This window comes from Actinokineospora bangkokensis, from assembly GCF_001940455.1.
Lineage (GTDB): Bacteria > Actinomycetota > Actinomycetes > Mycobacteriales > Pseudonocardiaceae > Actinokineospora > Actinokineospora bangkokensis.
Genome location: NZ_MKQR01000015.1, coordinates 16,579 through 40,235 on the forward strand (window position 1 = coordinate 16,579; position 23,657 = coordinate 40,235).

The following is a 23,657-nucleotide window of genomic DNA, read 5'->3' on the forward strand; positions in this document are numbered from 1 at the left end:
CTGGCGATACAGGTACTGCCAGGGCCTCCCTGCGCCCCGCCCGGTCAAGCGAGCTGCCGCTTCACCTCCGCGAGGAGGTCCACCGCCCGGCGCCACGGCGTGCTCGGGGCGAGCGCGACCAGGGTGACACCTGCCTCGCGCAACGCGGACAAGCGCTCAGCGACCTGGTCGGGCGAACCGAGGACGAGGACCCGCTCGGCCCGGTCGCGGTCGAGGCCGTAGCGGGCGGCCAGGCTCGCGGCCAACCGGTCGGTCTCGGCGCGGTCGGGGCGCTCGGTCAGACCGCCGTGCAGGACCATCCCGATGGCGGGGCGGGGCCGGTCGCCGGCGAGGTCGGTGAGGCGGGCGATCCGCTCGGGCACGTCCGACGGGGCCAGCATGGCCCCGAGCCACCCGTCAGCGGCGCGGGCCGCGCGGCGCAGGGCCGCGTCGGACCCCCCGCCGACCCACACCGGCGGCACCGGGGCGGGCGGGGCCAACGCGACGTCCACCCCGTCGACCGGCACGGGCTCACCCCGCAGGAACGGGCCCAGCGCGTCCAGGAACGCGTCGGTGCGCGCGGCCCGCTCCCGCCACGGCGTCCCCGCGATCGCCCACTCGTCGGGCCCCGCGACGCGCCCGCCGAGCCCGACGCCGAGCCGCAGCCTCCCCTCCGGCACCACGGCGGCGAGGGTGGCGATGTGCTTGGCCGCCCACACCGGGTGCCGCAGCGAGGGCAGGTACACCCCGGTGCCAACGACGACCCTGCTGGTCGCCCCGGCAGCCGCGGCCAGCGCGATCGGGGCGTCGAACTGGCCCGCGTCGGTGACCAGGTGGTCACCGACCCACACCGAGTCCAACCCCGCGCCCTCGGCGTGCCGAGCCGCGGCGACGACCCCCGTCCCGTCCTCGGGCGCGGGCAGGAAAACACCGATGTCGAATGGCATGCGCCCACCCTGCAACCTCCAGCGGGCTGGAGGTCAACCGCCGCGGGCGCGGCGTGGGCGACCACCGGCAGTGGCCGCCCACGCCGGTGGGTCAGCCCAGGAGGCGCAGGACGCCCTGGGGGATCTGGTTGGCCTGCGCCAGCATCGACTGCGCCGCTGCGAGCAGGATGTTGTTCTTCGTGAAGGAGACCATCTCGAAGGCCGTGTTGACGTCCCGGACCCGGGAGTCGGACGCGGTCAGGTTCTCGACGGCGTGGTCCGCGCCGCGCGTGACCGACTCCAGGCGGTTCTGGAAGGCGCCGAGGTTGGACAGCTGGTCGGTGGTGGCCTTGATCGCGACGTCGATCCTGGCGATGGCGGCGTCGGGGGCCGCCGGGCGCGCGACGAGCTTGGGCACCTCCGCGGCGAGGGTCCTGGCGGCCTGCTCGGGGGTGACCCCGGCGCTGGTGGCCATCTCGCCCAGCTCGGCGTCACCGAGGGCCTTGGCCACCGCCTCGGGGGTCAGCTCGGCGCCGGGGCCGTCCTCGGCCCAGGTCTGCACGACGGGGGCGGTGTCGGGGTCGGTGAGCAGGGCCTCCAGGACGTCGGCGAGGCCCAGCTGGGCGTCGGCCAGCTCGGCGGTCCGCTCGTCGGTCTCCCAGTAGCCGACCAGCTCGACCTGCTCGATCTCCACCTCCGCGGCGCCGCCCGCGTCCGCGACCACCTCGCGGAACTCGGCCAGGTCCGAGCGCTGCGCGGCGAGGCCCGCCAGCGCGGTGTCGATGCGCGCCACGGCGTCCGCGGCGGCCTCGGTGCTGGTGACGTCCACCTTCTCCGGCTCGACGGGCGCGATGGGGGCGATCTCGCCGGGCTTGAGGTCCGGCACCGACACCTCCCCCGCGAACAGGTGCGCCGCCCCGACCGCGAAGATGTTCGCCGCGATCGCCTCGTTGGTGTCGGCCCCCACGTGCACCCGCAACGTCCAACTGGCGGTGGCGTTCTGCAACGACGCCGGGGTGTCGATCCGGACCGGGGTCGTCCCCTTCTCCCCGGCGGGCCCGCCCTGCGCGGCGGCGCCTGCCGCCAGCATCCTCGCCGTGGCGAAGTCGGCTTGCTCACCGATCCGGTCGACCTCGTCCATGAGCTGGTCGACCTCAACCTGGATCGCTGACCGGTCCTCCTCGGAGCAGGTCCCGTTCGCGCTCTGGATCGACAGCACGCGCATCCGCTGCAAGACGGTGGTCACCTCGTTCAACCACCCCTCGGTGGTCTGGATGAACGAGATGGCATCCGAGGCGTTGCGGCTGGCCTGGGCCAACCCCCGCGCCTGCGTCCGCAGCTTCTCCGACACCGCCTCCCCGGCCTCGTCGTCCCCCGCGCGGTTGACCCGCGCCCCACCGCTCAACCGCCGCGCGGACACGGTCAGCTCGCCGGTCTGCTTGATCGCCTCGTTGCCGCGCAGCAGCCCGCGCCGCGCCGCGTTGAGGGCGTCCATGTTCTGGTTGATGATCACGTCAAGCGCCTCCGTCACCCAAGATCACGACACGGCGATCCTGCCCGCCGCCCCCGCGCCGGACAAGGAATCCCCTGCGGCGCAACACCTCCGGCGCCGCACCCGGCACGCGGGCGAGGGCGGTCGATCCGGCTCCCGCCGCACGGCGTTCGACCACCGCCGGTCCGACCAAATCCTGCCCATCCCGCCACCGCGGGTGCCGCAGCGCGATGATCACCCTTCTGGCTTAACCGGACCGGCACCCCATCTGGATCCACTGAGGACACCGCTCCCGCGGGCACGCGCGGTACCCGGATCGACCGCCGGGCGCGGGGCGGTCACCCGGATGACGTACCCGCGCTGTCACGAACCGGGTGCCCGGCGGCGCGGGCGCGCCGACCCGCCGGGAGATGCCCAGGTCACGTCGGTCGTCAAGATCCCGGGCGGGTGCCGCCCCCGCCGCGGGCGCGTGCACAATACGCAGGGGGTCGAGGCGGTGCGGGCCGAGCGCGCCGCCGGACGGAAGGGGCCGGTGTGTCCTGGCACGATGAACTGCGTTGGCTCGACGACGAGCTCGCCGCCGGTCGGATCTCGGCCGAGGAGTACCGGGCGCGCCGGGCGCGGCTCACCCCGCCCGGCGCCGCGGCGGGGCAGGCGGTGGGCGGTCCGCAGGAGGTGCCGGGGGTGCCGCCGCAGGTCTCGGCGCGCGGGTACGACGCGGCCCACCAGGGGCCGGAGGTGTTCTCCGACAAGGGCGCCGGGATCGGCTCGCGGGTCGGGGTCATCGCGCTCGTGGTGGTGCTCGTCGGGCTCGCGGTGGGCGCGTGGTTGCTGTTCCGGCCGATGGACGGCCCGGACCCGGCCGCCGGGCCGCAGCAGGCCGGGGTGCTGGCCGAGCTGCCCGGCCAGGCGCAGGACATGGCGGACATCGCGACCTTCGACCAGGTCGCGGAGGTCGACTACCTCACCGAGCAGGAGATCCAGGTCTACCGCGACAACGGGGCGGGCGGGTCCCGGATCGCCCTGTCCACCGACGACGGCGTGCGGGTCGTGGTGCTGGTGGTCGACGTGCGCGACGCCGCGGCCGCGGTGGGGGCGCGCGACGGGCTGGAGGCGTTGCAGCGGGACTTCGGGCTGACCCAGGTGACCGGACCGCCGGGCGTGGTCGTCTCGGCCAACCAGGGTGCGACCGGCGGTCCGCTGACCCGCGGCCACTACGCGGCGGGCAACCGCGTGGTCCGCGTCCAGGCCCAGGGCCAGGACGGCGCCGCGGCCCAGCGCGTGTTCGACTCGGTGCTCGCCGCGCAGCAGCAGAGGTTGCCCGCCGATGGCTGACCCCCGGGTCGGCGCCGGGACGATCGTCGCGCGCAACTACCTCCCCGCCGCCAAGGTGCTGGCGGGGTCGTTCCGCCGGACGCACCCCGGCACCGGGTTCACCGTGCTGGTGGTCGACGCCGACCCCGCGGAGCTGGGCGGGCTGGCCGACGAGGTGCCGGGGGTGCGCTTCCTGGGCCCGGCGGACACCGCGCTCGACCCCGCCGAGTTCGGGCGGATGGCGCTGGCGTACACGGTCACCGAGCTGTCCACTGCGGTCAAGCCGTGGTTGCTACGCGCGCTGCTCGACGAGCACGACGTGGCGGTCTACCTCGACCCGGACATCGAGGTGTTCGCGCCGTTCGCCGCCGAGGCGGCCGCGCTGGCCGTCGAGCACGGGATCGTGCTGACCCCGCACGTGCTCGACCCCATGCCGCGCGACGGGCTGCGCCCCAGCGAGGCCGACATCATGGCCTCGGGGGTGTTCAACCTCGGGTTCATCGCGGTCGGCGGGCAGGCCGCGCCGTTCCTGCGGTTCTGGGCCGACCGGCTGCGCCAGGACGCGATCTCCTCGGTGGCCGAGCAGCTGTTCACCGACCAGCGCTGGGTGGACAACGTGCCCGCCCTCTTCGGCCACGTCGCGGTCACCGACCCGGGGTGGAACGTCGCCTACTGGAACGTCTACCAGCGCCCGCTGGCGCGCGCGGCGGACGGCTCGCTGACCGCGGCGGGCAGGCCGCTGCGCTTCGCCCACTACTCCGGCCACCGGCCGGAGGTGCCGTGGCTGGTCTCCACGCACTTCGCCGACCGGCCCCGGGTGCTGCTGGCCGACCAGCCGGTGCTGGCCGACCTGCTGGCGGGCTACCGGTCCCAGCTCATCGGCGCGGGCTACCGCGAGGCGCTGGCGGACGTGCCCTACCGCTGGGACACACTGCCGGACGGCGCCGCGGTGACCCCGCCGCTGCGCAGGCTCTACCGCGCGGCGTGGATCGAGGCCGAGCGCGCGGGCACGCCACTGCCGCCCAACCCGCTGGCCCCCGGCGCCGCGGGGGACCCGGCCCAGGACCTGATCGCCTGGGCGTGCACCCCGGCGACCGCGGACCAGGCGCGGGCGGGCCTGTCGCGGTGGGCGGTGGTGGTGTGGGACGCCCGGCCCGACCTCCAGCAGGCCTTCCCGCACCCGCTGCACGCCGACGCCGCCGCGTTCCGCCGGTGGTGCCAGACCTCCGGGGTCGACGAGGGGATGCTGCCCGCGGGCGCGGTCGAGGACCGGCCCGCGCGCGGCCCGGTCGACCCGGTGCCCGACCTGGGCGTGAACGTCCTGGGCTACCTGACCGCCGAGCTCGGCGTCGGTGAGCTGGGCCGCCTGGTGCACGAGGCCGTGGTGGCGGGCGGGCTCCCGGTGGCCACGGCGGTCGAGGAGACCACCGTGGTCAGCCGCACCGAGCACCCGCTGCCCGAGGGCGCCACCCCGGGCGAGGCGCGCTACGGCGTGAGCGTGCTCGTGGTCAACGCCGACATGACCGCCCACACCCTGGGCGCCCACCCGGACCTGGCCCGCGACCGGTACGTCATCGGCGTGTGGTCCTGGGAGCTGGACACCTTCCCGCCCGCCATGCGCGGCGCGTTCGACCACGTCGACGAGGTGTGGACGCCCAGCGACTTCTGCACCCGCGCGATCGCGGAGCACTCCCCCGTCCCGGTGCGCACGGTGCCCGTCCCGGTCCGCGACCCGCTGCGCGGCCCCCGCGCCCCGCGCCCCACGGGGCCGACGCGGTTCCTGTTCGCCTTCGACCACATGAGCGTGTTCGCCAGGAAGAACCCGCTGGCCGCGATCACCGCGTTCCGCTCGGCCTTCCCCGACCGCGACGACGTCCGGCTGGTGGTCAAGACGATCAACGGCGACCTGCGCCCCGGCGACCGGGAGCGGCTGCGCTTCGCCGCCGCGGCCGACGACCGGGTCGAGCTGGTCGAGGGGTACCTCAGCGCCGAAGAGGTCGCCGGGCTGTTCGCCGCCGCGCACGCCTACGTGTCCCCGCACCGCAGCGAGGGGTTCGGGTTCACCGTGGCCGAGGCGATGGCGCACGGGCTGGCCGTGGTGGCCACCGACTACGGCGGCACGGCGGAGTTCCTGACCCCCGACACCGGCTGGCCGGTCCCCCACCGGCTGGTGCCGGTCGGGCCGGGCAGCGAGCCCTACCCGGCCGAGGCGTGCTGGGCCGACCCGCTCCCCGACGCGCTGGCCGCGGCGCTCCGCGAGATCGCCGACGACCCCGGGGCCGCCGCGCGCAAGGGCGCCGCGGCCCGCGAGCACGTCCTGGCCACCCGGTCCCCGCAGGCCACCGCCGAGTGGGTGCGGGCAGCGGTCGAGGCCGCGCACGCCACCTGGCTGGCCCGCCGGGCCCCGGACGAGGAGGTCGTCGAGACGATGCCGGAGCAGGACCCGGCCACCGGGACCCCGGCCGAGGAGGCCCCGGCCGCCGACCCGCTGGACCCGCTGCGGCGCAGCCGCGAGGCGCTGCGCTGGCGCGCCGACCCGGCCGTGGACAGCAGGCTGCCGATGGCCGCCGCGCTGCGCCGGGGCGTCCTGCGCGCCCTCGACCACTACGACCACCACCAGCGGCAGGTGCTCGGCGCCCTGCTCGACGGGGTCGACGACAGCGCGGGCAGGCTCGTCGAGGGCCAGCGCGCGCTGCTCGACCGGGTGCGGCGGCTGGAGGCCGCCCACGCCGAGCAGCGGGAGCTGGACCTGGCCGCCCGGCTGGACCGCCTGGAGCGGCTGGCCGCGACCCTGGCCCAGCGGGGTGACGCGCAGCGCGCCGCCGTCGAGGGCGTGGTGCGCGAGGTCGCCGCCCGGCCCGACGGCGCCGAGGTGGACCGGCGGGTCGACGCGCGCGCCGCCGAGCTGGGGCAGCGGTTGGCCGAGCTGGAGCACCGGCTCGTCGGGATGATGCACGAGCGGGTCGGGTGGATGACCGCCATCGAGGCCGAGACCGCCGCGCTGCGCGCCGAGCTGCCGCGGCTGCGCACCGGCCTGCTGCGCCACCACGACCTCGTCGACCCCGGCGCGGGCGGCACCGAGGTGGTCATGACCGACGTGGGCCCGCTGCGGCTGCCCGCCGAGGACACCGTGGTGCTGCCCTGGCTGCGCGAGTACGGCACCTGGGAGGCCGAGGAGTCGCGGTTGCTGGACGTGCTGCTGCCCGCGGGCGGCACGCTGGTCGACATCGGCGCGCACGTCGGCTACTTCACCGTGCGCGGGCTGCGCCGGGTGGGGGCGGCGGGCCGCGTGGTGGCCGTCGAGCCGTGGGAGCGGGCGCGCGAGCTGCTGCGGCGCAACGTCGCGGCCAACACCACCCCGGACGTCGCCGCGGCGCTGACCGTGGTCGCGGGCGCGGCGTGGGACGCCGACGGGCCGCTGCGGCTGGCGCTGTCGGCGGAGGGCAACACCGGCGACAACCGGATCGACCCCGGCGGCGGTGTCGAGGTGCCGGGGGTGCGGTTGGCGACCGTGCTGGGCGCGGGGCCGGTGCACGTGGTCAAGTCCGACGCCCAGGGCCGCGACCACCGCGCGCTGGCCGGGCTGGGCGAGGTGCTGCGGGCGAGCAGGCCGCACGTGCTGACCGAGTTCGACCCGGTGGCGGTCGAGGAAGCCGGGTCCGACCCGGTGGCCGTCCTGGCCACCTACCGCGGGTGGGGCTACGCCGTGGTGCCGGTCACCGAGGACGTGGTCGCCGCCGCCGAGGCAGGCCTGCCGGTCCCCGGGGACACAGAGGGCACTGCGGGCGCCGCAGGCGCCGCGGGCTCGGACGAAGCCCTGGTCGGCCGGGTCCGGGACAGCGGTGCCGGGTTTGCGACACTGTGGTTGCGCCCGCGGCCGTGAGGACCGGTGGGGACGGTGGCGCGGGTCGTGCGACGGGAGGTCACATGCGGGACCAACCGGCGACCCTGCGCGGCCAAGGGGAGGACGCTCCTCCGGGCGCGGTCGAGCGGCAGGCGCCCCCGCGCACGCGGCGGATCGACGGGCTCGACCTGCTGCGCGTGCTGGCCTGCTGCCTGGTCTTCTACACCCACGTCTCGACCTGGTACCGGTTCAAGAAGGACCCCCTGCCGCTCACCGGGGTGCTGGACTCGGCGGTGGTCGGCCCCCTGCACCTGAACAAGGACTTCGCCTTCCTGGGCGTGTCGCTGTTCTTCCTGATCAGCGGGTTCGTCATCGCGCACGTGGCGACCAGGGAGGGGGCCGCGGAGTTCGCCGTCAAGCGGGCGCTGCGCGTGTTCCCGCCGCTGTTCGCCGCGGTGCTGCTGGCCTGGGTGTTCGTGCTGCTGGGCTGGCTGTCGGTGCCCGGGGGCGAGGACGTCGGCTTCGGCGACCTGGTGGCGAACCTGTTCCTGGTCAACTTCTTCGCGCCGCAGCTGGTGACCCTGGTGGGCGTCGCCTGGACGCTGATCATCCAGCTCGGCGTCTACGCGATGGTCCTCGCCCTGCTCGCGGTGTTCCGGCGGATGCCGTGGCTGGCGATCGCCGTCCAGGTCACCGCCTGCATGGTGCTGCTGTCGGTGCTGTCGAACCTGCGGGGCCCGGTCGCCGCGTCGCTGGCGAACATCGGCGCGTTCGGCTGCGCGATCGTGCTCGGCCAGGTCATCTGGCTGGTGTGGTCGCGCCGAGCGCCGCTGTGGGCGGGCGTCCTGCTCGGCGCGCTGTGCTGGCTGGTGGTCAACACCGCCGAGGCCGGCGGCTACGGGCAGTCCGGCGACTCCTACCTGCTGACGATGACGCTCGCCGCGCTGGTCGTCTCGCTCGTGGTGGCCGCGGGCGGCCGGGTCAAGCGGGTGCGCGCGGTGGCGTTCCTGTCCGAGCGCAGCTACTCGATCTACCTGGTGCACCAGACGACCGCCTTCGCCGTGCTCGCCGGGCTGGCCGCGCACACCTGGTCGTCGGTGGCCGTGGCGGTGGCCGTCGCGGTGACCCTGGCCGTCGCCGAGGTCGTCCACCGGTTCGTCGAGCGGCCGTCGGCCCGGCTGGCCGCCAGGACGACCCGGTGACCGCACCCGCGCCGCGGGGCGCGCTGGTGCACGCCGCCCCGGTCCAGGGCAAGTCCCGGGTGGCGTTCCTGGACATCGGCCGCGGGATCGCCGCGCTGCTGGTCGTCTACACCCACATCTACAACGTGTTCATCCACGACTTCCGCGGCCAGCGCACCCCCGTCACCGACGCCCTGGACGCGGCCTTCACCGTCCCGTTCAAGCTCGACGAGCAGGGCATCGGCGGGGTGGCGGTGCCCATGTTCTTCCTCATCAGCGGCTTCGTCGTCACCCCGATCGCGCTGCGGCTGGGAGCCCGCCGCTTCGCCGTCAACCGCCTGCTGCGCCTCTACCCGGTGCTGGTGTTCGTGGTGGCGGTGGCCGCGGTGCTGATCTCGCTGGGCCTGTCGCTGCTGTCGACCAAGCCCCAGCCGGTGACCCCGTGGACGCTGCTGTCCAACGCCTCGCTCTGGAACTTCATCGACCGCCCCTTCGGCTCCTGGGTGGCCGTGGCGTGGACGCTCGCCGTCGAGGTCCTGTTCTACGCCACCCTGCTGGCCGTGCTGCCGCTGCTGCGCACCCGGGTGTGGCTGGCCATCACCGTGCAGCTGTGGCTCGTGGCGATGCTGCTGATCACCCACCGCGCCTTCGGCGAGGAGTACCGCGCCCTCGTCATCAACATGACCTACACCCTGATCCCGCTCATGGGGCAGGTGGTCTGGGCGGCCTGCCAGAGGCACATCCCCGCCTGGCTGGCAGGCACCTTCATCACCGCCGCCTGGCTCCTGTTCGTCTGGGCGAGCCACCTGTCCGTCGACCCCGAGTACGTCCCCCGCGCCTTCCCCATCGCCGTCGCCCTGCTGCTGTTCCTCCTGGGCGTCTTCGCCGAACCCCACCTGCGCCAACGCCCCTTCTGGACCGCCCTGTCCGACCGCACCTACTCCATCTACCTCCTCCACGGCGTCGTGGCGTTCCCGGTGATGCACTGGCTCATCGACGACCTCCCCCTGTGGCTGACCGTCCTGACCGCCGTCACCGCCACCTTCGCCGCCGCCGAACTGACCTTCCGCCTCGTGGAACGCCCCAGCCACAACCTCGCCCGCCGCCTGTCCCGCTCGCGGCGCACCCCCACCTCGCCGAGTGTTCGGCCGAGCCAAGACCCGGAGCAGACCACGCGCCTGACACCCGTGCGCGACTCCGCCCCACCCACCTGACACCACGGGTGCAACAGCACGGGCGCCATCGTTCCGCAGGATGGTTCGCATCGCAGGGAAGTCACTCGGTCTTGACCCAGTTCTCCTTCAGCGGCTCACCCCAGCGTCGTAGGCGTCCGCTTGGATCTCGTACAGGTCGCGGTAGTGGCCGGGTTCGGCCATCAGGGTGACATGGGTCCCCACCTGCGCCAGCCTGCCCTCGTGCATGACCAGGATGAGGTCGACCGTGCGGATGTTGGCCAGCCGGTGGGTGATCAGCACCGTGATCTTGTCACGCCCACCCAGGTCGCGCAGGGCGGCGAAGACGGCGTGCTCTGCCCGGGCATCGAGCGCGGCGGTCGGTTCGTCGGCGATCACCAGGGGTGCGTCGCGGTACAGGCCGCGGGCCACGGACAGGCGTTGCCACTGCCCACCGGAGAGGTCGTGCCCCGTGGCGAAGAGTCGGGACAGCAACGTCTCCCACCCGTTCGGCAGGGTTTGCGCGACCCGGTCAGCCCCCGAGTCACGAGCCGCGGCAGCGAAGTGGGCGTCCTCGGGATCGGCGCGCCCGATCCTGCCGACCCGGATGTTGTCCGCCGCCGATGATGGCCAGCGCAGGGGTGCCTGCATGACCATCGCCACCCTGTCGTTCAGGGCGTCCTCGTCCACCGAGGCGATGTCGACCCCGTTCCAGCGCACCGCGCCGCCGGTGGGCAGGTAGAGCCCGCTGATCAGCTTCGAGAGGGTCGTCTTGCCGGACCCGTTCTCCCCCACCAGGGCCACGACCTGTCCCCTGCGCAGGGTCGCCGAGACCGCGCGGACCGCGGGCTCCACCGCGTCCGGGTAGCTGAAGGTGACCTCGTCGAGGACGACCTCCTCGGGGTCCGGCGCCTCGACCGAGCCCGGCGCGCGGCGGTGGGCCGCTGCCCGCTCAAGGCAGCTGCGGAACACGTGGAGCGTGAGGCTGACCTGGTACAGGTTGTTCGCCTCCTGCACAGCCTGCGTCGCCCCGCCCGAGGCCGCTCGCATGGCCACGACGGCGGCACCCGCCACGGCGAGCGGCAGGACGCCGTGGGACACCAGCAGGAACAGGGCCAGGTACGCCGCCCCGGTCCCGATGCCGGACAACGCCCGACCGGCCAACAGCAGGGCCTCCCGCCGGTTGCTGGTCCGCACCGCCTCCGCGGTCAACCGCGCCGCGATCCGCCGGTGCTCGTCGAGCAGCAGACCGCGCGCCCCGCAGGCCCTGATCTCCGCCGCGGCCTCGCGGTCGGTGGTCAGGGCGGCGGTGATGCCGATCCTCTTGCGGTGCGAGACCACGCGGACGTACGACGCGAAGGCCACCCGCGCCGACCGAGCCGACGCCCACGCTCGTGGGACCGCCGACAACAGCACCAGGGGTGCCAGCAGCGGGTGCAGCACGGCGGCGGTCACCACCGACGCCGCCGAGGTCACCGCGGAACCGAGGATCTCGCCCGCGTCGGTGACCGCCGCCTTGAACTCGTCCGGCGCCTCGGTGCAGGCGCGCCCCAGCAGATCGGTGAACTCAGCGTCGTCGAAAGCCGCCGACTGGACCGCCAGCGCGGCCGCTGCCAACCGGTCGCGTGCCCGCGCCTCGACCAGGGGCGCCAGTGCGCCGGTGATCGCGGACACCACGCTGTCGAGCAGGCCGCGCAGCGCGAAGGCCACGACGACGGCGATCAGCGCGGGCAGCGCGGCCACCAGCGGCGTACCGCCGTCGAGCAGACCGGTGAACGCGTCCGCGGTGGCCAGCAGGCCGAACGCGGTGACCGCGCCACTGGCGAGCCGCGCCGAACCCGCGGCGAGGGTCAAGGGCCGGGACGCCGCCCACGCCTCCCGCGCGATGAAGGTGAGGGTGGCGGGCAGGTCGCGCACGAGGGCGCGCAGGCCTGCGTCCGCCGCCGAGGCGTAGCCGGTCGCCCAGTCCGGGACGACCACCTCGTCCACCCCGATGAAGGGGCGGGTCACCTCGGCCCCACCACCATGATCGGCGTGTAGGCGCAGAGGTGCGGGGCCTCGCCGATCGGGACCCCGTCCACCGACACCCAGGCGTGGGCGGTGAAGGGCTCGGTGCGCACACCGGTCTGCCATGTCGGCCACGCGCCCCGCGCCCGGCAGAGCAGAGCGGTCGCCACTGACCTCTGCAGGCACTGCTGACCGGCGCAGCGCCTGCTCACCGTGACGACCGCCGTCCTCGCCCTCAGCGCCTCGGCGGCGGTGGCGCGACGCGCCCCCGCACTGGCGAACCGGAGCGCCTGGCGCAGTCGTGCAGGTGGGAGCGCGACGAGCGCCCTGGCCACCGCCACTGCGAGCACCGCGACCACGCGCTGCCGAGGAGGCACCGTTGACGCCCTCTCCAAGGACACGGGCGTGGTCATGGCGCCAGCAACCCGGCGTTGCGCAGCGCCGTAACGAACGCGGCCGCGTCCGCGCGCACCCGGTCGGTGTCCGCCGGGTGGTCAGCGAGCAGCGCGTCGACCGCGACGTCGAGGCTTCGGCCCGCGAGCACGTGTGCGGCGATCGCCGCGCCGGTCTCGTTGACCTGCCAGTACCGGCCACGCCGCTCGTCGAGCAGCACCATGCCGTGCGGGGTCTTGGCCGCGGAGACCCCCTGCCGGAAAGCGGTCATCGTGTTCCTCCCGTCTTCAGCGGTGCGTGGTCCGTTGTCGTCCTCAACCAGGCCTCGCACGCCAAGGTCGTCAGCAGGTCCTGCAACCGCACCGCGTCCACGTGCAGGTCGACCAGTTCCGCGCGGAACTCCGCGGCATCGATCAGACCGATCCTGGCCAGGACCATGTCCTCGCACTCCGCGACGATCCGGTCCCGGTTGGTCCGCATCCCGGCGAACAGGTCGGCGCTGAACTCGGCCTTGGTCCCGCGGTCGAGGATGTCGTCGGGCACGGTGCCGCGCATGGCCGCCGCGAGCACCGGCTTGTAGGCGTTCGCGTCGACCCGGTCCGCGAAGCGCACCGCCAGAGCCGCTTCCAGGACCCGGTCGTCGAGGAACGGTGCGTGCCAGCGGACACCCCGATCCGCGGCCACGCCATCGAGGTCACCGATGGTGCGCCCGGTCTGCTCCGCCACCGAGAGCACCGCGTGCTGCGCCCGCCACCGCGACGACGGCTCCGCGTCCTCCACGGACGCGCGCGCCAGCAGGTCGCGCACGGTGCGGACCGCGTGCCCGGTGGACCACCAGGGCAGCCGGACGAGCTCTCCCCAGCCGTCCCTGCTCTGCGACCACGGCCGGGTACCACCCACCACCTCGGCCATGTGCCGCAGCCACGTGGCGTGCCCGCGGTTGTCGACGAGCGACGCCGCCGCGGCGACAAGCGGCTGCCGACGCACGGCCCGGTTGCCGCGGAAGACCCCCAGGTACCGCCACGGTGCCGTGCGCAGCGTGCTGTGGTCGACCGCGGGGGGCACGGTGAACAGCTCGTCCCCTCCGTAGCCGCTGAGGTGGTCGGTGATCCCGCGGCCGGCGAGCGCACCCAGCTGGTGCCCGATCACCGCCCTGGCCCGGATCCAGGGGAAGGGTGCCTCCCGGCTCGGCCCGGGAGCCAGCGCGTCGGTGAAGTTGTCCGGCACATCCGGCCGTTCGAAGACCAGGTGCCGCGCCCCGGGGAGCTCGGCGGCCGCCCTGCCCGCCCACAGCGGGTCGTCGGCGGTCGGGTCGGCGGCCGCGTAGCGGGTGGTCAACAGGCTGTCCACCCGTGGTGCGGCCAGGAAGGCCAGGCTCGTCGAGTCCATGCCGCCGGACAGGTCGGTGCTCACCCGGGTCCCCGGGGACGTCCGCGCCCGCACGGCGTCGGCCAGCGCGCCGAACACCCGTGGCGCCGCCACCGCCATCGGGGTGTCAGCCGCGGGCACCTGCCACCAGCGCCGCACCCTGGCGGCGCCGTCGGGTGCGATGTCGAGGTGGCTGTCGCCCGGGACCTCCGAGACCCCCTTCCACAGCGGCGTGCGGTGCAGCGGCCACGGGGGCGCAGGCAGGAGCAGGTGCAGCGCCACCGAGTCCGGGTCGAGCCCCGCTCCCAGGAGGTCGGCCAGCGGACGGGCGCGGTCCGCGGCCACGGTGGCACCGTCGACGACGGCGTGGAAGACCCGGCGCACACCGACGACGCTGCCCTGGGCCCGGGTCCGGCCGTGGATGCTGGCCAGCAGGTGCACGCAACCGGGGATGGTGGCGGCCCAGCGGTCCAGGTCCGCGGGTGCGGTGATCCGCCGGGCCGCGTCGGCCACCTCGGCCGGGGTGGTGGAGGTGCTGCCGAGCACGACGACGCGTGTGCCGCCCACCGCTGCGCGCACCAGGTCGCCCGGTCGCCACCGACCCACCAGCCACGGTCTGCCCGAGGCGTGGTGGATCGTGGTCGCCGCCGGATCGGCCACCCGCTCCGCGACAGCGGCCCCCGCCGCGTTGTCGGAGAAGAGGAGGAAACCGCACACGCGCGTCGTCCCCCGGCTAGTTCTTGTCGGCCCTGGGCAAGCGGGCGGGCTTCTGCGGGTTGTTCGAGTTGAAGTCGCGGTTGGCGAAGTCGTTCGAGGCCCCGGACCTGCCCAGGGTCATGGCGGCGAACCCACCCGCCTCGGCGAGCATCGGGGGCTCGTAGGAGCTGGTGCTTTCCATGCCTTCTCCTTGTTCGGTGTAGGTGGAGTGACCCGACGAGCGTCGCGACCGGTCGTGGTTTCCGCGTGGTGCGCGCGTGGTCAGCGCTCGGACACCGGAAACCGCGGTGTCCCCGGGAACGTTCTGCGATGGCGTCGACCGGGCGGCCGTGCCGTCCGGCAGCACGAGTCGGGGATGGGAGGACGTGTGGCCGTCGCGGTGCGGGTACTCGGCGATCTGGTGGTCATGGCGCACGGCGAGGAGATCGTCGTCACGGCCGCCAAGCAACGCGGGCTGCTGCGGATCCTGGCTCTGCACCGCGGTGGTGCGCTGGCCACTGACGAGTTGGTGGCTCTGCTCTGGGACGGCAACCCACCCAAATCCGCCAGGACGACGCTGCGCGGTTATGTGCGTCGCTTGCGCGCCGCGGTCGCGGAACCGATCGTGGAAAGCGTCGCGGCCGGTTACCGCATTGCCGCATCCGCTTCGGTCGACCTGACCGAGTTCCACGCGAAAGTCGCCGCTGCGCGCCACTGCACGCACCCTCGACGGGAACTGGAGCTCTTGCGAGAAGCCGTCGTCCTGTGGCGCGGCGATCCCCTGCAGGGGTTGACCGGCGACTGGGCCGAGACCTTCTCCAGCGAATTGGAGCAGGATCGGTTGCACGCCGTGGAACGCCTCCTGCGCCTGGAACTGCAAGTCGGCGATCCCGGTGTCATCGCGGACACCGCCCGCAAGGTCCTGCGCCACCACCCGTTCCGGGAGCAGCTCTGGCACACGCTGCTCTCCGCACTCCACGCCACGAACCGCACAGCGGAAGCCCTGGCCGCCTACGCGGAGTTCCGCATCACCCTCGCCCACAACCTCGGCATCGATCCCTCCCCCGCACTACGTCGCCTGCACCAACACCTCCTCGACAACACCCTGGTCACGCCTGCTGCGAGATCAGGGCCTCCGACGCGGCGGTCGAGGCCTCCGCGAACACCTGCTCGACCGCGCCGCAGACCACGGTGCTGACAGCTCCGTCGGCCGTGATCGAGTTGATGCCCTCGGTGGATCCGGTCCAACGACCCGAGGAGCAGCCCTCGCGCGGTGACGACTCATGCGGGAGGGTGCAGCAAGGCTGCGGAGATCGCGGTGCGAGCACGGGTGAGGGGTGCGCGGAGTGGATCGTGAGGACGTGGTCCGGGAGCTCGTGGCGGAGGGACGTGACGACTGGGTGCCTGTGCTCGGCCTGTTCCACCTGGCGAGGCAGGTCGTGGAAACCGGCGGCGGCACTGTTGCCGACGTGGTCACCGACGTGGTTCGGGCGTTGGTCGACCGTGGGCTCATGACCATCGGCGTCCTCGGTGACGACGGGCACGACCCTTGGCCGGGCGACAGTTCCACCGTGGTGGCCCGGTTCACCGGGGAGATGGCCGCGTGCGGCTGGGAGCCGGACACCGGTTCGCTGTGGCTGGCGAACACCGAGCGGGGTGATGTGATGGCCGAGGGCCTGTGACCCTCAGGCGGCAGGGCGGTTCAGGCGCGCGTCGACCAGGGCTTGGGCTGCGCGGAGGGGGGTGGTGTCGCGGGCGGCGGCGTCATCGAGCAGGGCGGTGAGGTGGGGGCCGATGGCTTTGACGCGGTCGTGGGATTCGGTGGCGGTGCGACCGTGCAGTTCGCGGGCGGTGGCCGCGATGATGCCGCCCGCGCTGACGACGGTGTCCGGGGCCCAGAGGATGTTGCGGGCGTGAAGCAGGTCGGCGGTGGAGTCGTGGTCGAGTTGGTTGTTGGCGGCGCCCGCGATGGCGCGGCAGCGCAGTTCCCCGACCGTGGCCGGGGTGAGGATGCCGCCGGTGGCGCAGGGGATGAGGACGTCGACGTCGGCGCGGACGGCGTGGGCGGGGGTTGTCCAGCGGGCCCCCCAGCGGGCCGCCAGCGCCCGGCGACGGGGGTCGAGGTCGGTGGCGGTGAGGGTGGCGCCGCGTCGGGCCAGCCAGTCCCCGACGAGGGTGCCGACGTGGCCGAGGCCGATGAGGGAGAAGGTCAGGGTGGCGAGGTCGGTGCCGGGCCAGCGGTGCCCGCACACGGCTTCCAGGGCGGCGGTGACGCCCAGTGCCGTGGGGACGGCCGAGTCGCCGCTGCCGCCGTCCGTCTCGGGGCGGCACAGGACGTGGGGGGTGCGGGTGTGCAAGCGGGCCATGTCGTCGGGGCTGGTGCCGATGTCCGGGCCGGTGACGTAGGTGCCGCCGAGGCCGTTGACGACGTCGGCGATGTCGTCGAGCAGGTCGGCCCTGGCGGGGCCGGTCCAGTCGGCGGAGGTGGTGCCGTCGAGTACGACGACGGTCTTGCCGCCGCCGTGGTCGAGCCCGGCCAGGGCCGCCTTCCGGGTCATGGCTGCCGAGAGCCGCAGGACGTCGTCGAGGCCGTCGCGCCAGGTCGGGTAGGGCGTGACGCGGCACCCGCCCAGCGCGGGGCCGAGCCGGGTGGAGTCGACGCTGACCATGATCGTCTGCCGGGAGCGCGGGCCTCGTTCGACCACGACCCGCTCCGGGGTCGGGGTCACGCGCCCGCTCCCAGCAGCCGCAGGCGGCGGGTCAGCGGGGAGATGAGGGCGCGGGGGCCGAACAGGGCGACGGCCACCTGCCTCAGGTGCTCGCCCGGGGTCTGCGCGAGCACGTTCAGGTAGTCGTCGTGGTCGCGGGCCTGGCGGGCGGTGTCGTTGAAGCCGACCACGGTCACCTCGTCCTGTTCCCGTGCTCGGCGGTGGAGCTCTTCGAGTTCGGCCGGGGTGGCGGTGAGCACCGGGACCGGGTGGGGGTTGAGCGCCGCGTGCACACCGCCGGAGGCGTCCTCGCCCTCCGCGCCGAGCAGGTGCGAGGTCCGGGCGCCCAGGCTCAGGCCGACGACCACGGCCGCGTTCACCGCCTCGCCCGGTGCCAGGTCGGATCGGACGACCAACACCATCTTGGTCGGCAATGCCATCTTTTCTCCTCCGGTTGACTGGTGATCGACCGTCAGAGTAGGCATTCAGCCAGCCCAGAAGCTCTCCACCGATCGTTTGACCGGAACTGGTGGCAGACTGACCGCCGTGGACGAACTTGATGCGGCGATCATCGACCTGGTCCAGACAGATGCGCGGCAGTCCAACCGCGAGCTGGCCCGACGACTGGGCATCGCGCCATCGACCTGCCTCGAACGGGTGCGGGCCCTGACCCGCCGGGGGGTGATCCGCGGGTACCACGCCGAGATCGACCTCGTGGCCCTCAACCGGGGTGTCCAGGCGTTCATCGCCGTGCAGGTGCGGCCGTTGAACAGGCAGGTCATCGACGCGTTCAAGGAGGCGGTCGGCGGGATGCCCGAGGTGCTGGCGGTCTTCGTCCTGGCGGGGGGCGACGACTTCCAGCTGCACGTCGCCGTCCAGGACCTCGACCACCTGCACTCGTTCCTCGTGGACCGGCTCAGCGGGCGCCGCGAGGTGGTCGGCTTCCGCAGTTCGGTGATCTACGAGCGCGTCCACAACCCGGTCCTCGCCCCGCTGCCCGCGCCGTGAGGACGGGGTCAGGCGGGGGTGAGTTCGAGGGGGAGGTGTTCGAGGCGGTGGATGATGTTGTTGGGGGACCACCGCGGCGGTCCTGCGGGGGCGAGGGTCGCCACTCGGGCGACGAGGGCGGCCAGGAACGCCTCGGTCTCCAGGCGGGCGAGGCCTTGGCCCGCGCAGCCGTGCTTGCCCTGGCCGAAGGCCAGGTGGCGGGAGGCGTTGCGGTGGATGGTGAAGGTGTCCGGGTCCTCCCAGACCAGGGGGTCCCGGTTGGCTGAGGCGTAGAGGACGAGGACGCGGGTGCCCGCGGGCAGGGCGGTGCCCGCCAGTTCGGTGTCGTGCGCGACCTTGCGGGAGAAGGCGCGGAGCGGGGAGGCGAAGCGGAGGACCTCGTTGACCGCGTTGGGGATGAGGGTGGGGTCCTGCCTGAGGTGCTGCCACTGGGCGGGGTGGGTGGCGAAGAGGTGGAGGGCGCCCGCGATGCCGCTGAGGGTGGTGTCGAGGGAGGGGGCGAGGTAGTCGATCATCAGGGCGGGGCACTCGGCGTGGGTGAGCGTGCCGTTGTCGGCGGCGGTCAGCAGGTCGGCGCCCATGCTGCCGGGGAGGGCGGTGCGGTGCCTGACGACGTCGCGGGCGAAGCGCATCATGGCCAGGCCTGCGGGGATCGCCTTGACCGCTTGGCCGTTGGCGGGGCCCAGGGCGTCGAAGGTCGCCGCGCCCCAGGTGAGCAGGTGCTCCCGGCCCTCCTGGGGCCAGCCCACGAGGTCGGGGACGACCGACAGGGGGAGCGCGGCGGCGAGTTCGGCGCCGTCGACGGTGCGGCGGGCCACCGCGGCGGCGACGATCTCGTCCGCGCGGCGCCGGATGTCGTCGGTCAGGTCGCGCAGGGCCCGGGGGGTGAGCCGGTGGGCGACGAGGGCTCGGCGGCGGGTGTGGTCCTCGCCGTCGCTGGTGAGCGTCGTGCCGCGGGACAGGCGGTTGATGACGGGGTTGAGCCCGACGCCGTCGCCGGAGACGAAGGTCTTGTGGTCGAGCAGCGCGGCCCGGCACTCGGCGTAGCGGGGCAGGGCGTAGGCGTTGTGCTTGGGCAGCCGCACGACCGGGCCGAGTTCGCGCAGCGCCGCGTAGTGCGGGTAGGGGTCGAGGATGGCTCGCGGGGAGTAGATGTCCGGCCGGTAGACGGGGACATCGGGTCGTCGGGGCATGGTGCTCCTCGGTCAGCGGCGCGCGGTGGACCGCGGCAGGGCTCGGTGGAGCCGGGTGGTGCTTCGGCCCGCGGCCAGGACTGTCCCGTCTGGACGGACGAGGGCGGCTCCGGACCCGAGCCACCGGCGCAGCTCGCGCGACTCGCCGGTGGTGACCACGACGGCACCGCGCTCCTGGAAAGCGGCGCGTTCGGCCTCGGACGGGGTGGTGGCGGTCACGACGGCGAACGAACCGCCCGCGACGTCGTCGAAGCGGCGGCCGTCGTCGAGCAGGGCGTTGGGGCACAACCGCCCCGCGGCGGACCGGGGCAGGCGCGGCCGCAGGACGAGGTCCGACCGGCGCAGGGCGGGCGTCGCGCTGTCGAGGGTGCGGCCGCTGAGCAGGGGTGCGGCGATCCGGCGGATCAGGTCGCCGAGGCGGCCGCCCTCGGTCATGGCCTTGCCGATGAGCACCGCGCGCCGGATCATCGAGCGGGCGTGCGGCTTGCGCTCGGTCTCGTAGGAGTCGAGCGCGGACTCGGGCAGGGTGCCGCCGAGGACGCCCGCGAGCTTCCAGGCCAGGTTCACCGCGTCGCGCAGCCCGGCGCCCATCCCCTGGCCGATGAACGGCGGGGTGAGGTGGGCGGCGTCGCCGAGCAGGAACACCCTGCGGTCGCGCCACCGGTCGGCCAGGCGCGCGCGGAAGGTGTACTCGGCCACCCGGACGACCTCCAGGTCGGCCGCGGGGACGGCCCCGGTCCACGGCGCGATCAGCGGGTGCAGGCGGTCCACCGCGCGGAAGTCGTCCCCGGTCTCGCCGGGCAGCAGGCGGAACTCCCAGCGGTAGCGGGTCTTGCCGATGCGCATGTAGGTCGCCGCGCGGTCGAGGTCGCACACCTGGTGCACGCCCTCCCACTCGTCGAGGTCGGCGGTGGTGGCGATGTCCACCACGAGCCAGCGCTGCTCGAACCGCAGGTCCGCCATCCGCGCGCCGATCGCCGCCCTCGTGGGGCTGTTGGCGCCGTCGCAGCCCAGGACGTAGTCGGCGTGGACCGTCGCCCGCTCGCCGGTGGCGCGGTCGGTCACCTCGACCTGGGCGCCCCCGGCGTCCTGGGTGATGCCGGTGACCTCGGTGCCGCCGCGCAGGGTGACGGTGGCCAGGTCCGCCAGGGCCGCGCGCAGCAGGTGCTCCAGGTCGGGCTGGTCGAACATGCTGGCCTGGGGGTGGCCGTGCCTGCCGCCGTCCGGTGAGCGGGGGAACTCGGCCAGCACCCGCAGGTCCGGGTCGAGCAGCCGCAGCCCGCGGCAGGGCCAGGAGATCGCCGCGAACCGCTCGGCCAGGCCCAGCCTGCCGAGGATGCGCAGGACCTCGTCGTCCAGGTGCACCGCGCGGGGTTGCGGGTACACCGAGTCCCACCGGTCGAGGACCAGGCACTCGACGCCGAAGCCGCCGAGCAGGGCCGCGGCGGTGAGGCCGGTGGGGCCAGCGCCGACGATGACGACCGGCACCCTCACCGCGGCCTCCCCGGGGCCGGGGGCGGCGCTGTCGCTGTGCTCATGGCGGTCCTCACGGCTGGTCTGCGGGGTGGGTGACCTCGACGCGCACGGGCACGGCGAAGCGGCCCAGGGCGGCGGTCACGGCCGCCTCGTCCGCCTCCGGTGCCAGGCGGGCGGTGGCGACCACCGCGCCGTCCTCGACCACGGCGTCCATGGTGACCCCGCCGAGCGGGTCGAGCACCTCGGCCAGCGCGCGCCGGGTGGCGTCGGCGCGCAGGGCGAGCTTGTAGGGCTTGCCGATGTCGGTGATGGGCAGCGCGTCGAGCACCGTGACGGCCTTGGGCGCCGCGGCGCGCTCGGGCACCCGGTCGCCGGCCCAGGCCACCAGGTCGGCGCCGGTCGCCGCGGCGCCGGGCACGAGGGTCACGTAGGCGACGGGGACCTCACCGGCGTGCTCGTCGGGCCTGCCGACCGCGCTCGCCGCGGTGACCTCGGGGTGGGCCAGCAGGGCGTCCTCGATGGTCGCCGGGTCGATGTTGTGGCCGCCGCGGATGATGAGGTCCTTGGCGCGGCCGGTCAGGTGCACGAACCCGTCGGCGTCGAGGCGGGCCAGGTCGCCGGTGTCCAGCCAGCCCCCGTCCAGCGTGCCGAGGCCGTCGAGCACGGGCCCCGCCCCGTCGCGCCCGACGACGTACCCGGGGAACACGGTGGGTCCGCTGATGGCCAGCACGCCGGTCTCGCCGGGCGGCAGGTCCTCCCCCGTCACCGGGTGGACGACCTTCACCCGCTGGTACGGCAGGCGCTGGCCGACGGCCCCGGCGCGCGGGGCGTCGGGGAAGCTGCGGGCGCTGGCGCACGTGGCCTCGGTGAGCCCGTAGCCCTCGACCAGGGTGACGCCGGTGTGGGCCTGGAAGCCCTCGCGCACCGCGGCGGGCAGCGGCGAGGCGCCGACCATGGCGTAGCGCAGGCAGGAGATGTCGGCGTCGACCGGGCAGTGGGTGAGCACCGCGTACACCGTGGGCACCGCGCTCATCGCGGCGATCCGGTGGTGCTCGACGATCTTCCAGAACTCCCCGTACAGCGCGGGCTCGCGGTAGCCGAGCGGCCCGGCCCACACCGCGTGCTGGCCCTTGAACAGGGGCGCGAGCAGGGTGACCACCAGGGCGTTGACGTGGAACAGCGGCAGCGCGGCGAACACGGTGGCGGTGTCGTCGAGCAACGAGTTGACGGCGATCATCCACGCGTCGCTGACCTCGTTGGCGTGGGTGTGCGCGGCCAGCTTCGGCGTCCCGGTGGTGCCGCCGGTGTGGAACAGCGAAGCCAGGTCCCCGGCCGCGGGTGGTGCGCCGTCGAAGCCGTCCGCGCCGTGGTCGGCGGCGAGGTCGTGCAGGTAGCCGACGCGCACGCCGTCGAGGGCGGGCAGCGCCGGGGGTTCGCCGGTGGCGCCGGTGGGGCGCAGCACGAGCAGGACGTCCAGCTCGTCGGCGAGCGCGCGGGCGGTCTCCCACACCTCGGGGGCGAGTTCCGGCCCGGCGGTGACGAGGACGCGGGCCCCGGACAGGCGGAGCAGTTGGGTGAGGTGGGCGCGGGACAGGCCCGCGTTGAGCGGGGCGGCGATCCCCGCCAGCTGCGCCCCCAGGGTCGCCGGGACCAGCTCGGCGCAGTTCGGCGACATGAGGGCGACGGCGTCGGTGCGGCCGATCCCCGAGGCGCGCAGCAGGTTCGCGCAGCGGTGGACCTCGGCGAGCAGGTCCGCGAACGTCCGGCCCTCGGGTTCGCGCCACCGGGCCGCGCTGGGCAGCACGGTGGTGGCCGGGCGGTCCGGCCACGCCCGCGCGGCGCGCCGGAGCAGCGCGTAGGTCGACTCCGGCAGGCCGCGGTCGGCCAGCGGGACGGCCTCGATCGCGGCCAGGTCGTCCGGGCCCGCGCACCGGGGCCACAGCAGCTCGTCGCTCATCGCTTGCGCCTCACGACCGTGCGCTGGGTGCCCAGGTCGATGGCGCCGTCATCGGTGGCCACGGTCGCCTCGATGACGTCGCCGTCGGCCAGGTACCTGGGGTTCTTCGCCTGGCGCTGGAAGAACAGCTTCCACTTCAGCGCCGGGGGCAGCAGCGCGCCGATCTTCTCCACCACCTTGGGCGGCGCGGACAGCGCCGTGCCCGCCGGTGTCCCGGTGAGGACCAGGTCGCCGGGGTCGAGGCGCTGGAACCGAGACAGCGCCTGCAACGCCTCCAGGGGCTGGTAGACCATGTCCGCCCCGACGACGGAGTCCTGGCGGGGCGCGCCGTTGACCGACAGCCGCAGCCGCAGGTCGGTGAACCGGTCGAACTCGTCGTCCTCCAGCAGCACCAGCGCGGGGCCGACCGGGGTGAAGGTCGGGTAGGACTTGGCCTCGTAGAACTGGGTCTTGGGCAGCTGGACGTCGCGGGCGGAGACGTCGTCGGTGACGACCAGGCCCGCCACGTACCCGCGCGCGGTGGTGACCTCGGTGCCCACGGGGATCTCCCGGCCGATCACCAGGCCGATCTCGACCTCGTAGTCGAGCAGGTCCACGTGCGGCGGGGTGACCACGTCGTCGAACGGGCCGCTGATCGACCCGGAGGTCTTGCGGAAGAAGGTCAGCGGCACGGTCCTCGGGTCCATGCCCGAGTCGGTGACGTGCGAGGCGAAGTTGGTCATCTGGGCGACCACGCGGCAGGGCGCGGTGACCGGGGAGACCAGGACGAGGTCCGCCACGCGGTCGGTGGGCGGGGCCGCCGCGGCGGCGGCGATGGCCGCCCGGTCGGCCAGCAGCGCGCCGGTGGTCGCGGCCCGGGTGTCGATCTTCGTCGCGTCCGCGCCCGCGGCGGCGTACCACGCGTCCGCGGTGCGCAGGATCGTCGTGCTCACAGGGGGTCCTC

At 74.4% G+C, this 23,657-nt stretch carries 20 protein-coding genes; 7 read left to right on the forward strand and 13 right to left on the reverse strand.

The window, feature by feature from the left end; translation table 11 throughout:
• Nucleotides 1–44 precede the first annotated feature (44 nt).
• Together BJP25_RS14290 and BJP25_RS14295 are read right to left on the reverse strand one after the other, a co-directional pair.
• Nucleotides 45–926: an LLM class flavin-dependent oxidoreductase gene (locus BJP25_RS14290; RefSeq protein ID WP_075975412.1), complete on the reverse strand. Its 882-nt coding sequence runs from the start codon at nucleotides 924–926 to the stop codon at nucleotides 45–47.
• A gap of 91 nt (nucleotides 927–1,017) precedes the next feature.
• The gene (locus BJP25_RS14295) at nucleotides 1,018–2,436 is read right to left on the reverse strand and encodes a flagellin N-terminal helical domain-containing protein (protein WP_143219074.1); all 1,419 of its coding nucleotides are present in this window, start codon (nucleotides 2,434–2,436) and stop codon (nucleotides 1,018–1,020) included.
• A gap of 495 nt (nucleotides 2,437–2,931) precedes the next feature.
• Here BJP25_RS14295 and BJP25_RS34160 point away from each other — a divergent pair, with 495 nt between their 5' ends.
• The 4 genes from BJP25_RS34160 to BJP25_RS14315 are packed head-to-tail and all read left to right on the forward strand — an operon-like array spanning nucleotide 2,932 to nucleotide 9,950.
• Nucleotides 2,932–3,732, forward strand: a complete 801-nt coding sequence (locus BJP25_RS34160) for an SHOCT domain-containing protein (RefSeq protein WP_075975414.1) — start codon at nucleotides 2,932–2,934, stop codon at nucleotides 3,730–3,732.
• A complete protein-coding gene (locus BJP25_RS14305; protein WP_075975415.1) occupies nucleotides 3,725–7,594 on the forward strand; it encodes an FkbM family methyltransferase in 3,870 nt (1,289 codons plus the stop codon). The genes BJP25_RS34160 and BJP25_RS14305 overlap by 8 nt, the downstream gene beginning before the upstream one ends.
• Nucleotides 7,595–7,638: 44 nt before the next feature.
• A complete protein-coding gene (locus BJP25_RS14310; RefSeq protein WP_075975416.1) occupies nucleotides 7,639–8,757 on the forward strand; it encodes an acyltransferase family protein in 1,119 nt (372 codons plus the stop codon).
• Complete coding sequence (locus BJP25_RS14315) at nucleotides 8,754–9,950, forward strand: acyltransferase family protein (protein WP_075975417.1); 1,197 nt, start codon at nucleotides 8,754–8,756, stop codon at nucleotides 9,948–9,950. Before BJP25_RS14310 ends, BJP25_RS14315 begins: the two co-directional genes overlap by 4 nt.
• An 87-nt stretch (nucleotides 9,951–10,037) precedes the next feature.
• Here BJP25_RS14315 and BJP25_RS14320 read toward each other — a convergent pair whose 3' ends face one another.
• The 5 genes from BJP25_RS14320 to BJP25_RS33385 all read right to left on the reverse strand — a co-directional run bounded on the left by BJP25_RS14320 (nucleotide 10,038) and on the right by BJP25_RS33385 (nucleotide 14,574).
• Nucleotides 10,038–11,918, reverse strand: a complete 1,881-nt coding sequence (locus tag BJP25_RS14320) for an ABC transporter ATP-binding protein (RefSeq protein ID WP_075975418.1) — start codon at nucleotides 11,916–11,918, stop codon at nucleotides 10,038–10,040.
• A complete protein-coding gene (locus BJP25_RS14325) occupies nucleotides 11,915–12,328 on the reverse strand; it encodes a lasso peptide biosynthesis B2 protein (RefSeq protein WP_075975419.1) in 414 nt (137 codons plus the stop codon). Before BJP25_RS14325 ends, BJP25_RS14320 begins: the two co-directional genes overlap by 4 nt.
• Nucleotides 12,325–12,579 carry a lasso peptide biosynthesis PqqD family chaperone gene (locus tag BJP25_RS14330; protein ID WP_075975420.1) on the reverse strand — a complete coding sequence of 85 codons (255 nt, stop codon included), beginning with the start codon at nucleotides 12,577–12,579 and terminating at the stop codon, nucleotides 12,325–12,327. The genes BJP25_RS14325 and BJP25_RS14330 overlap by 4 nt, the downstream gene beginning before the upstream one ends.
• Complete coding sequence (locus BJP25_RS14335) at nucleotides 12,576–14,243, reverse strand: asparagine synthase-related protein (RefSeq protein ID WP_143219076.1); 1,668 nt, start codon at nucleotides 14,241–14,243, stop codon at nucleotides 12,576–12,578. The genes BJP25_RS14330 and BJP25_RS14335 overlap by 4 nt, the downstream gene beginning before the upstream one ends.
• A 166-nt stretch (nucleotides 14,244–14,409) precedes the next feature.
• Nucleotides 14,410–14,574 (reverse strand): lasso RiPP family leader peptide-containing protein, encoded by a 165-nt coding sequence (locus BJP25_RS33385; RefSeq protein ID WP_143219077.1) that lies wholly within the window; start codon nucleotides 14,572–14,574, stop codon nucleotides 14,410–14,412.
• A 186-nt stretch (nucleotides 14,575–14,760) separates the two neighbouring features.
• Here BJP25_RS33385 and BJP25_RS33390 point away from each other — a divergent pair, with 186 nt between their 5' ends.
• On the forward strand, nucleotides 14,761–15,570 hold the full coding sequence (locus BJP25_RS33390; protein WP_075975422.1) for an AfsR/SARP family transcriptional regulator: 810 nt from the start codon (nucleotides 14,761–14,763) through the stop codon (nucleotides 15,568–15,570).
• 148 nt (nucleotides 15,571–15,718) lie between these two features.
• A complete protein-coding gene (locus BJP25_RS14345) occupies nucleotides 15,719–16,054 on the forward strand; it encodes a hypothetical protein (RefSeq protein WP_075975423.1) in 336 nt (111 codons plus the stop codon).
• A 3-nt stretch (nucleotides 16,055–16,057) separates the two neighbouring features.
• On the opposite strand, the gene BJP25_RS14350 is transcribed toward BJP25_RS14345, so the two are convergent.
• Together BJP25_RS14350 and BJP25_RS14355 are read right to left on the reverse strand one after the other, a co-directional pair.
• Nucleotides 16,058–17,101, reverse strand: a complete 1,044-nt coding sequence (locus tag BJP25_RS14350) for a Glu/Leu/Phe/Val dehydrogenase dimerization domain-containing protein (protein WP_084794007.1) — start codon at nucleotides 17,099–17,101, stop codon at nucleotides 16,058–16,060.
• Nucleotides 17,098–17,520: a DUF2000 domain-containing protein gene (locus BJP25_RS14355; RefSeq protein WP_075975424.1), complete on the reverse strand. Its 423-nt coding sequence runs from the start codon at nucleotides 17,518–17,520 to the stop codon at nucleotides 17,098–17,100. The genes BJP25_RS14350 and BJP25_RS14355 overlap by 4 nt, the downstream gene beginning before the upstream one ends.
• Nucleotides 17,521–17,626: 106 nt before the next feature.
• On the opposite strand from BJP25_RS14355, the gene BJP25_RS14360 reads away from it, so the two are divergent.
• Nucleotides 17,627–18,088, forward strand: a complete 462-nt coding sequence (locus tag BJP25_RS14360; RefSeq protein WP_075975425.1) for an Lrp/AsnC family transcriptional regulator — start codon at nucleotides 17,627–17,629, stop codon at nucleotides 18,086–18,088.
• A gap of 8 nt (nucleotides 18,089–18,096) precedes the next feature.
• Here the strand turns inward: BJP25_RS14360 and BJP25_RS36205 are convergent, their stop codons facing one another.
• Genes BJP25_RS36205 through BJP25_RS14380 form a run of 4 tightly spaced genes read right to left on the reverse strand, consistent with a single transcriptional unit; the run spans nucleotide 18,097 to nucleotide 23,646 of the window.
• The gene (locus tag BJP25_RS36205) at nucleotides 18,097–19,281 is read right to left on the reverse strand and encodes a cytochrome P450 (protein WP_075975426.1); all 1,185 of its coding nucleotides are present in this window, start codon (nucleotides 19,279–19,281) and stop codon (nucleotides 18,097–18,099) included.
• A gap of 12 nt (nucleotides 19,282–19,293) precedes the next feature.
• Nucleotides 19,294–20,775: a bifunctional 3-(3-hydroxy-phenyl)propionate/3-hydroxycinnamic acid hydroxylase MhpA gene (mhpA, locus tag BJP25_RS14370; protein ID WP_233158078.1), complete on the reverse strand. Its 1,482-nt coding sequence runs from the start codon at nucleotides 20,773–20,775 to the stop codon at nucleotides 19,294–19,296.
• 52 nt (nucleotides 20,776–20,827) lie between these two features.
• The gene (locus BJP25_RS14375) at nucleotides 20,828–22,714 is read right to left on the reverse strand and encodes an acyl-CoA synthetase (RefSeq protein WP_075975427.1); all 1,887 of its coding nucleotides are present in this window, start codon (nucleotides 22,712–22,714) and stop codon (nucleotides 20,828–20,830) included.
• Complete coding sequence (locus BJP25_RS14380; protein ID WP_075975428.1) at nucleotides 22,711–23,646, reverse strand: fumarylacetoacetate hydrolase family protein; 936 nt, start codon at nucleotides 23,644–23,646, stop codon at nucleotides 22,711–22,713. The genes BJP25_RS14375 and BJP25_RS14380 overlap by 4 nt, the downstream gene beginning before the upstream one ends.
• Between the last annotated feature and the right edge of the window lie 11 nt (nucleotides 23,647–23,657).

Coding starts and splice junctions, on each gene's coding strand:
- BJP25_RS14290 (WP_075975412.1), bottom strand. CDS start 926: ATGCCATTCGACATCGGTGTTTTCCTGCCCGCGCCCGAGGACGGGACG.
- BJP25_RS14305 (WP_075975415.1), top strand. CDS start 3,725: ATGGCTGACCCCCGGGTCGGCGCCGGGACGATCGTCGCGCGCAACTAC.
- BJP25_RS14310 (WP_075975416.1), top strand. CDS start 7,639: ATGCGGGACCAACCGGCGACCCTGCGCGGCCAAGGGGAGGACGCTCCT.
- BJP25_RS14325 (WP_075975419.1), bottom strand. CDS start 12,328: ATGACCACGCCCGTGTCCTTGGAGAGGGCGTCAACGGTGCCTCCTCGG.
- BJP25_RS14330 (WP_075975420.1), bottom strand. CDS start 12,579: ATGACCGCTTTCCGGCAGGGGGTCTCCGCGGCCAAGACCCCGCACGGC.
- BJP25_RS33385 (WP_143219077.1), bottom strand. CDS start 14,574: ATGGAAAGCACCAGCTCCTACGAGCCCCCGATGCTCGCCGAGGCGGGT.
- BJP25_RS14355 (WP_075975424.1), bottom strand. CDS start 17,520: ATGGCATTGCCGACCAAGATGGTGTTGGTCGTCCGATCCGACCTGGCA.
- BJP25_RS36205 (WP_075975426.1), bottom strand. CDS start 19,281: ATGCCCCGACGACCCGATGTCCCCGTCTACCGGCCGGACATCTACTCC.
- BJP25_RS14375 (WP_075975427.1), bottom strand. CDS start 22,714: ATGAGCGACGAGCTGCTGTGGCCCCGGTGCGCGGGCCCGGACGACCTG.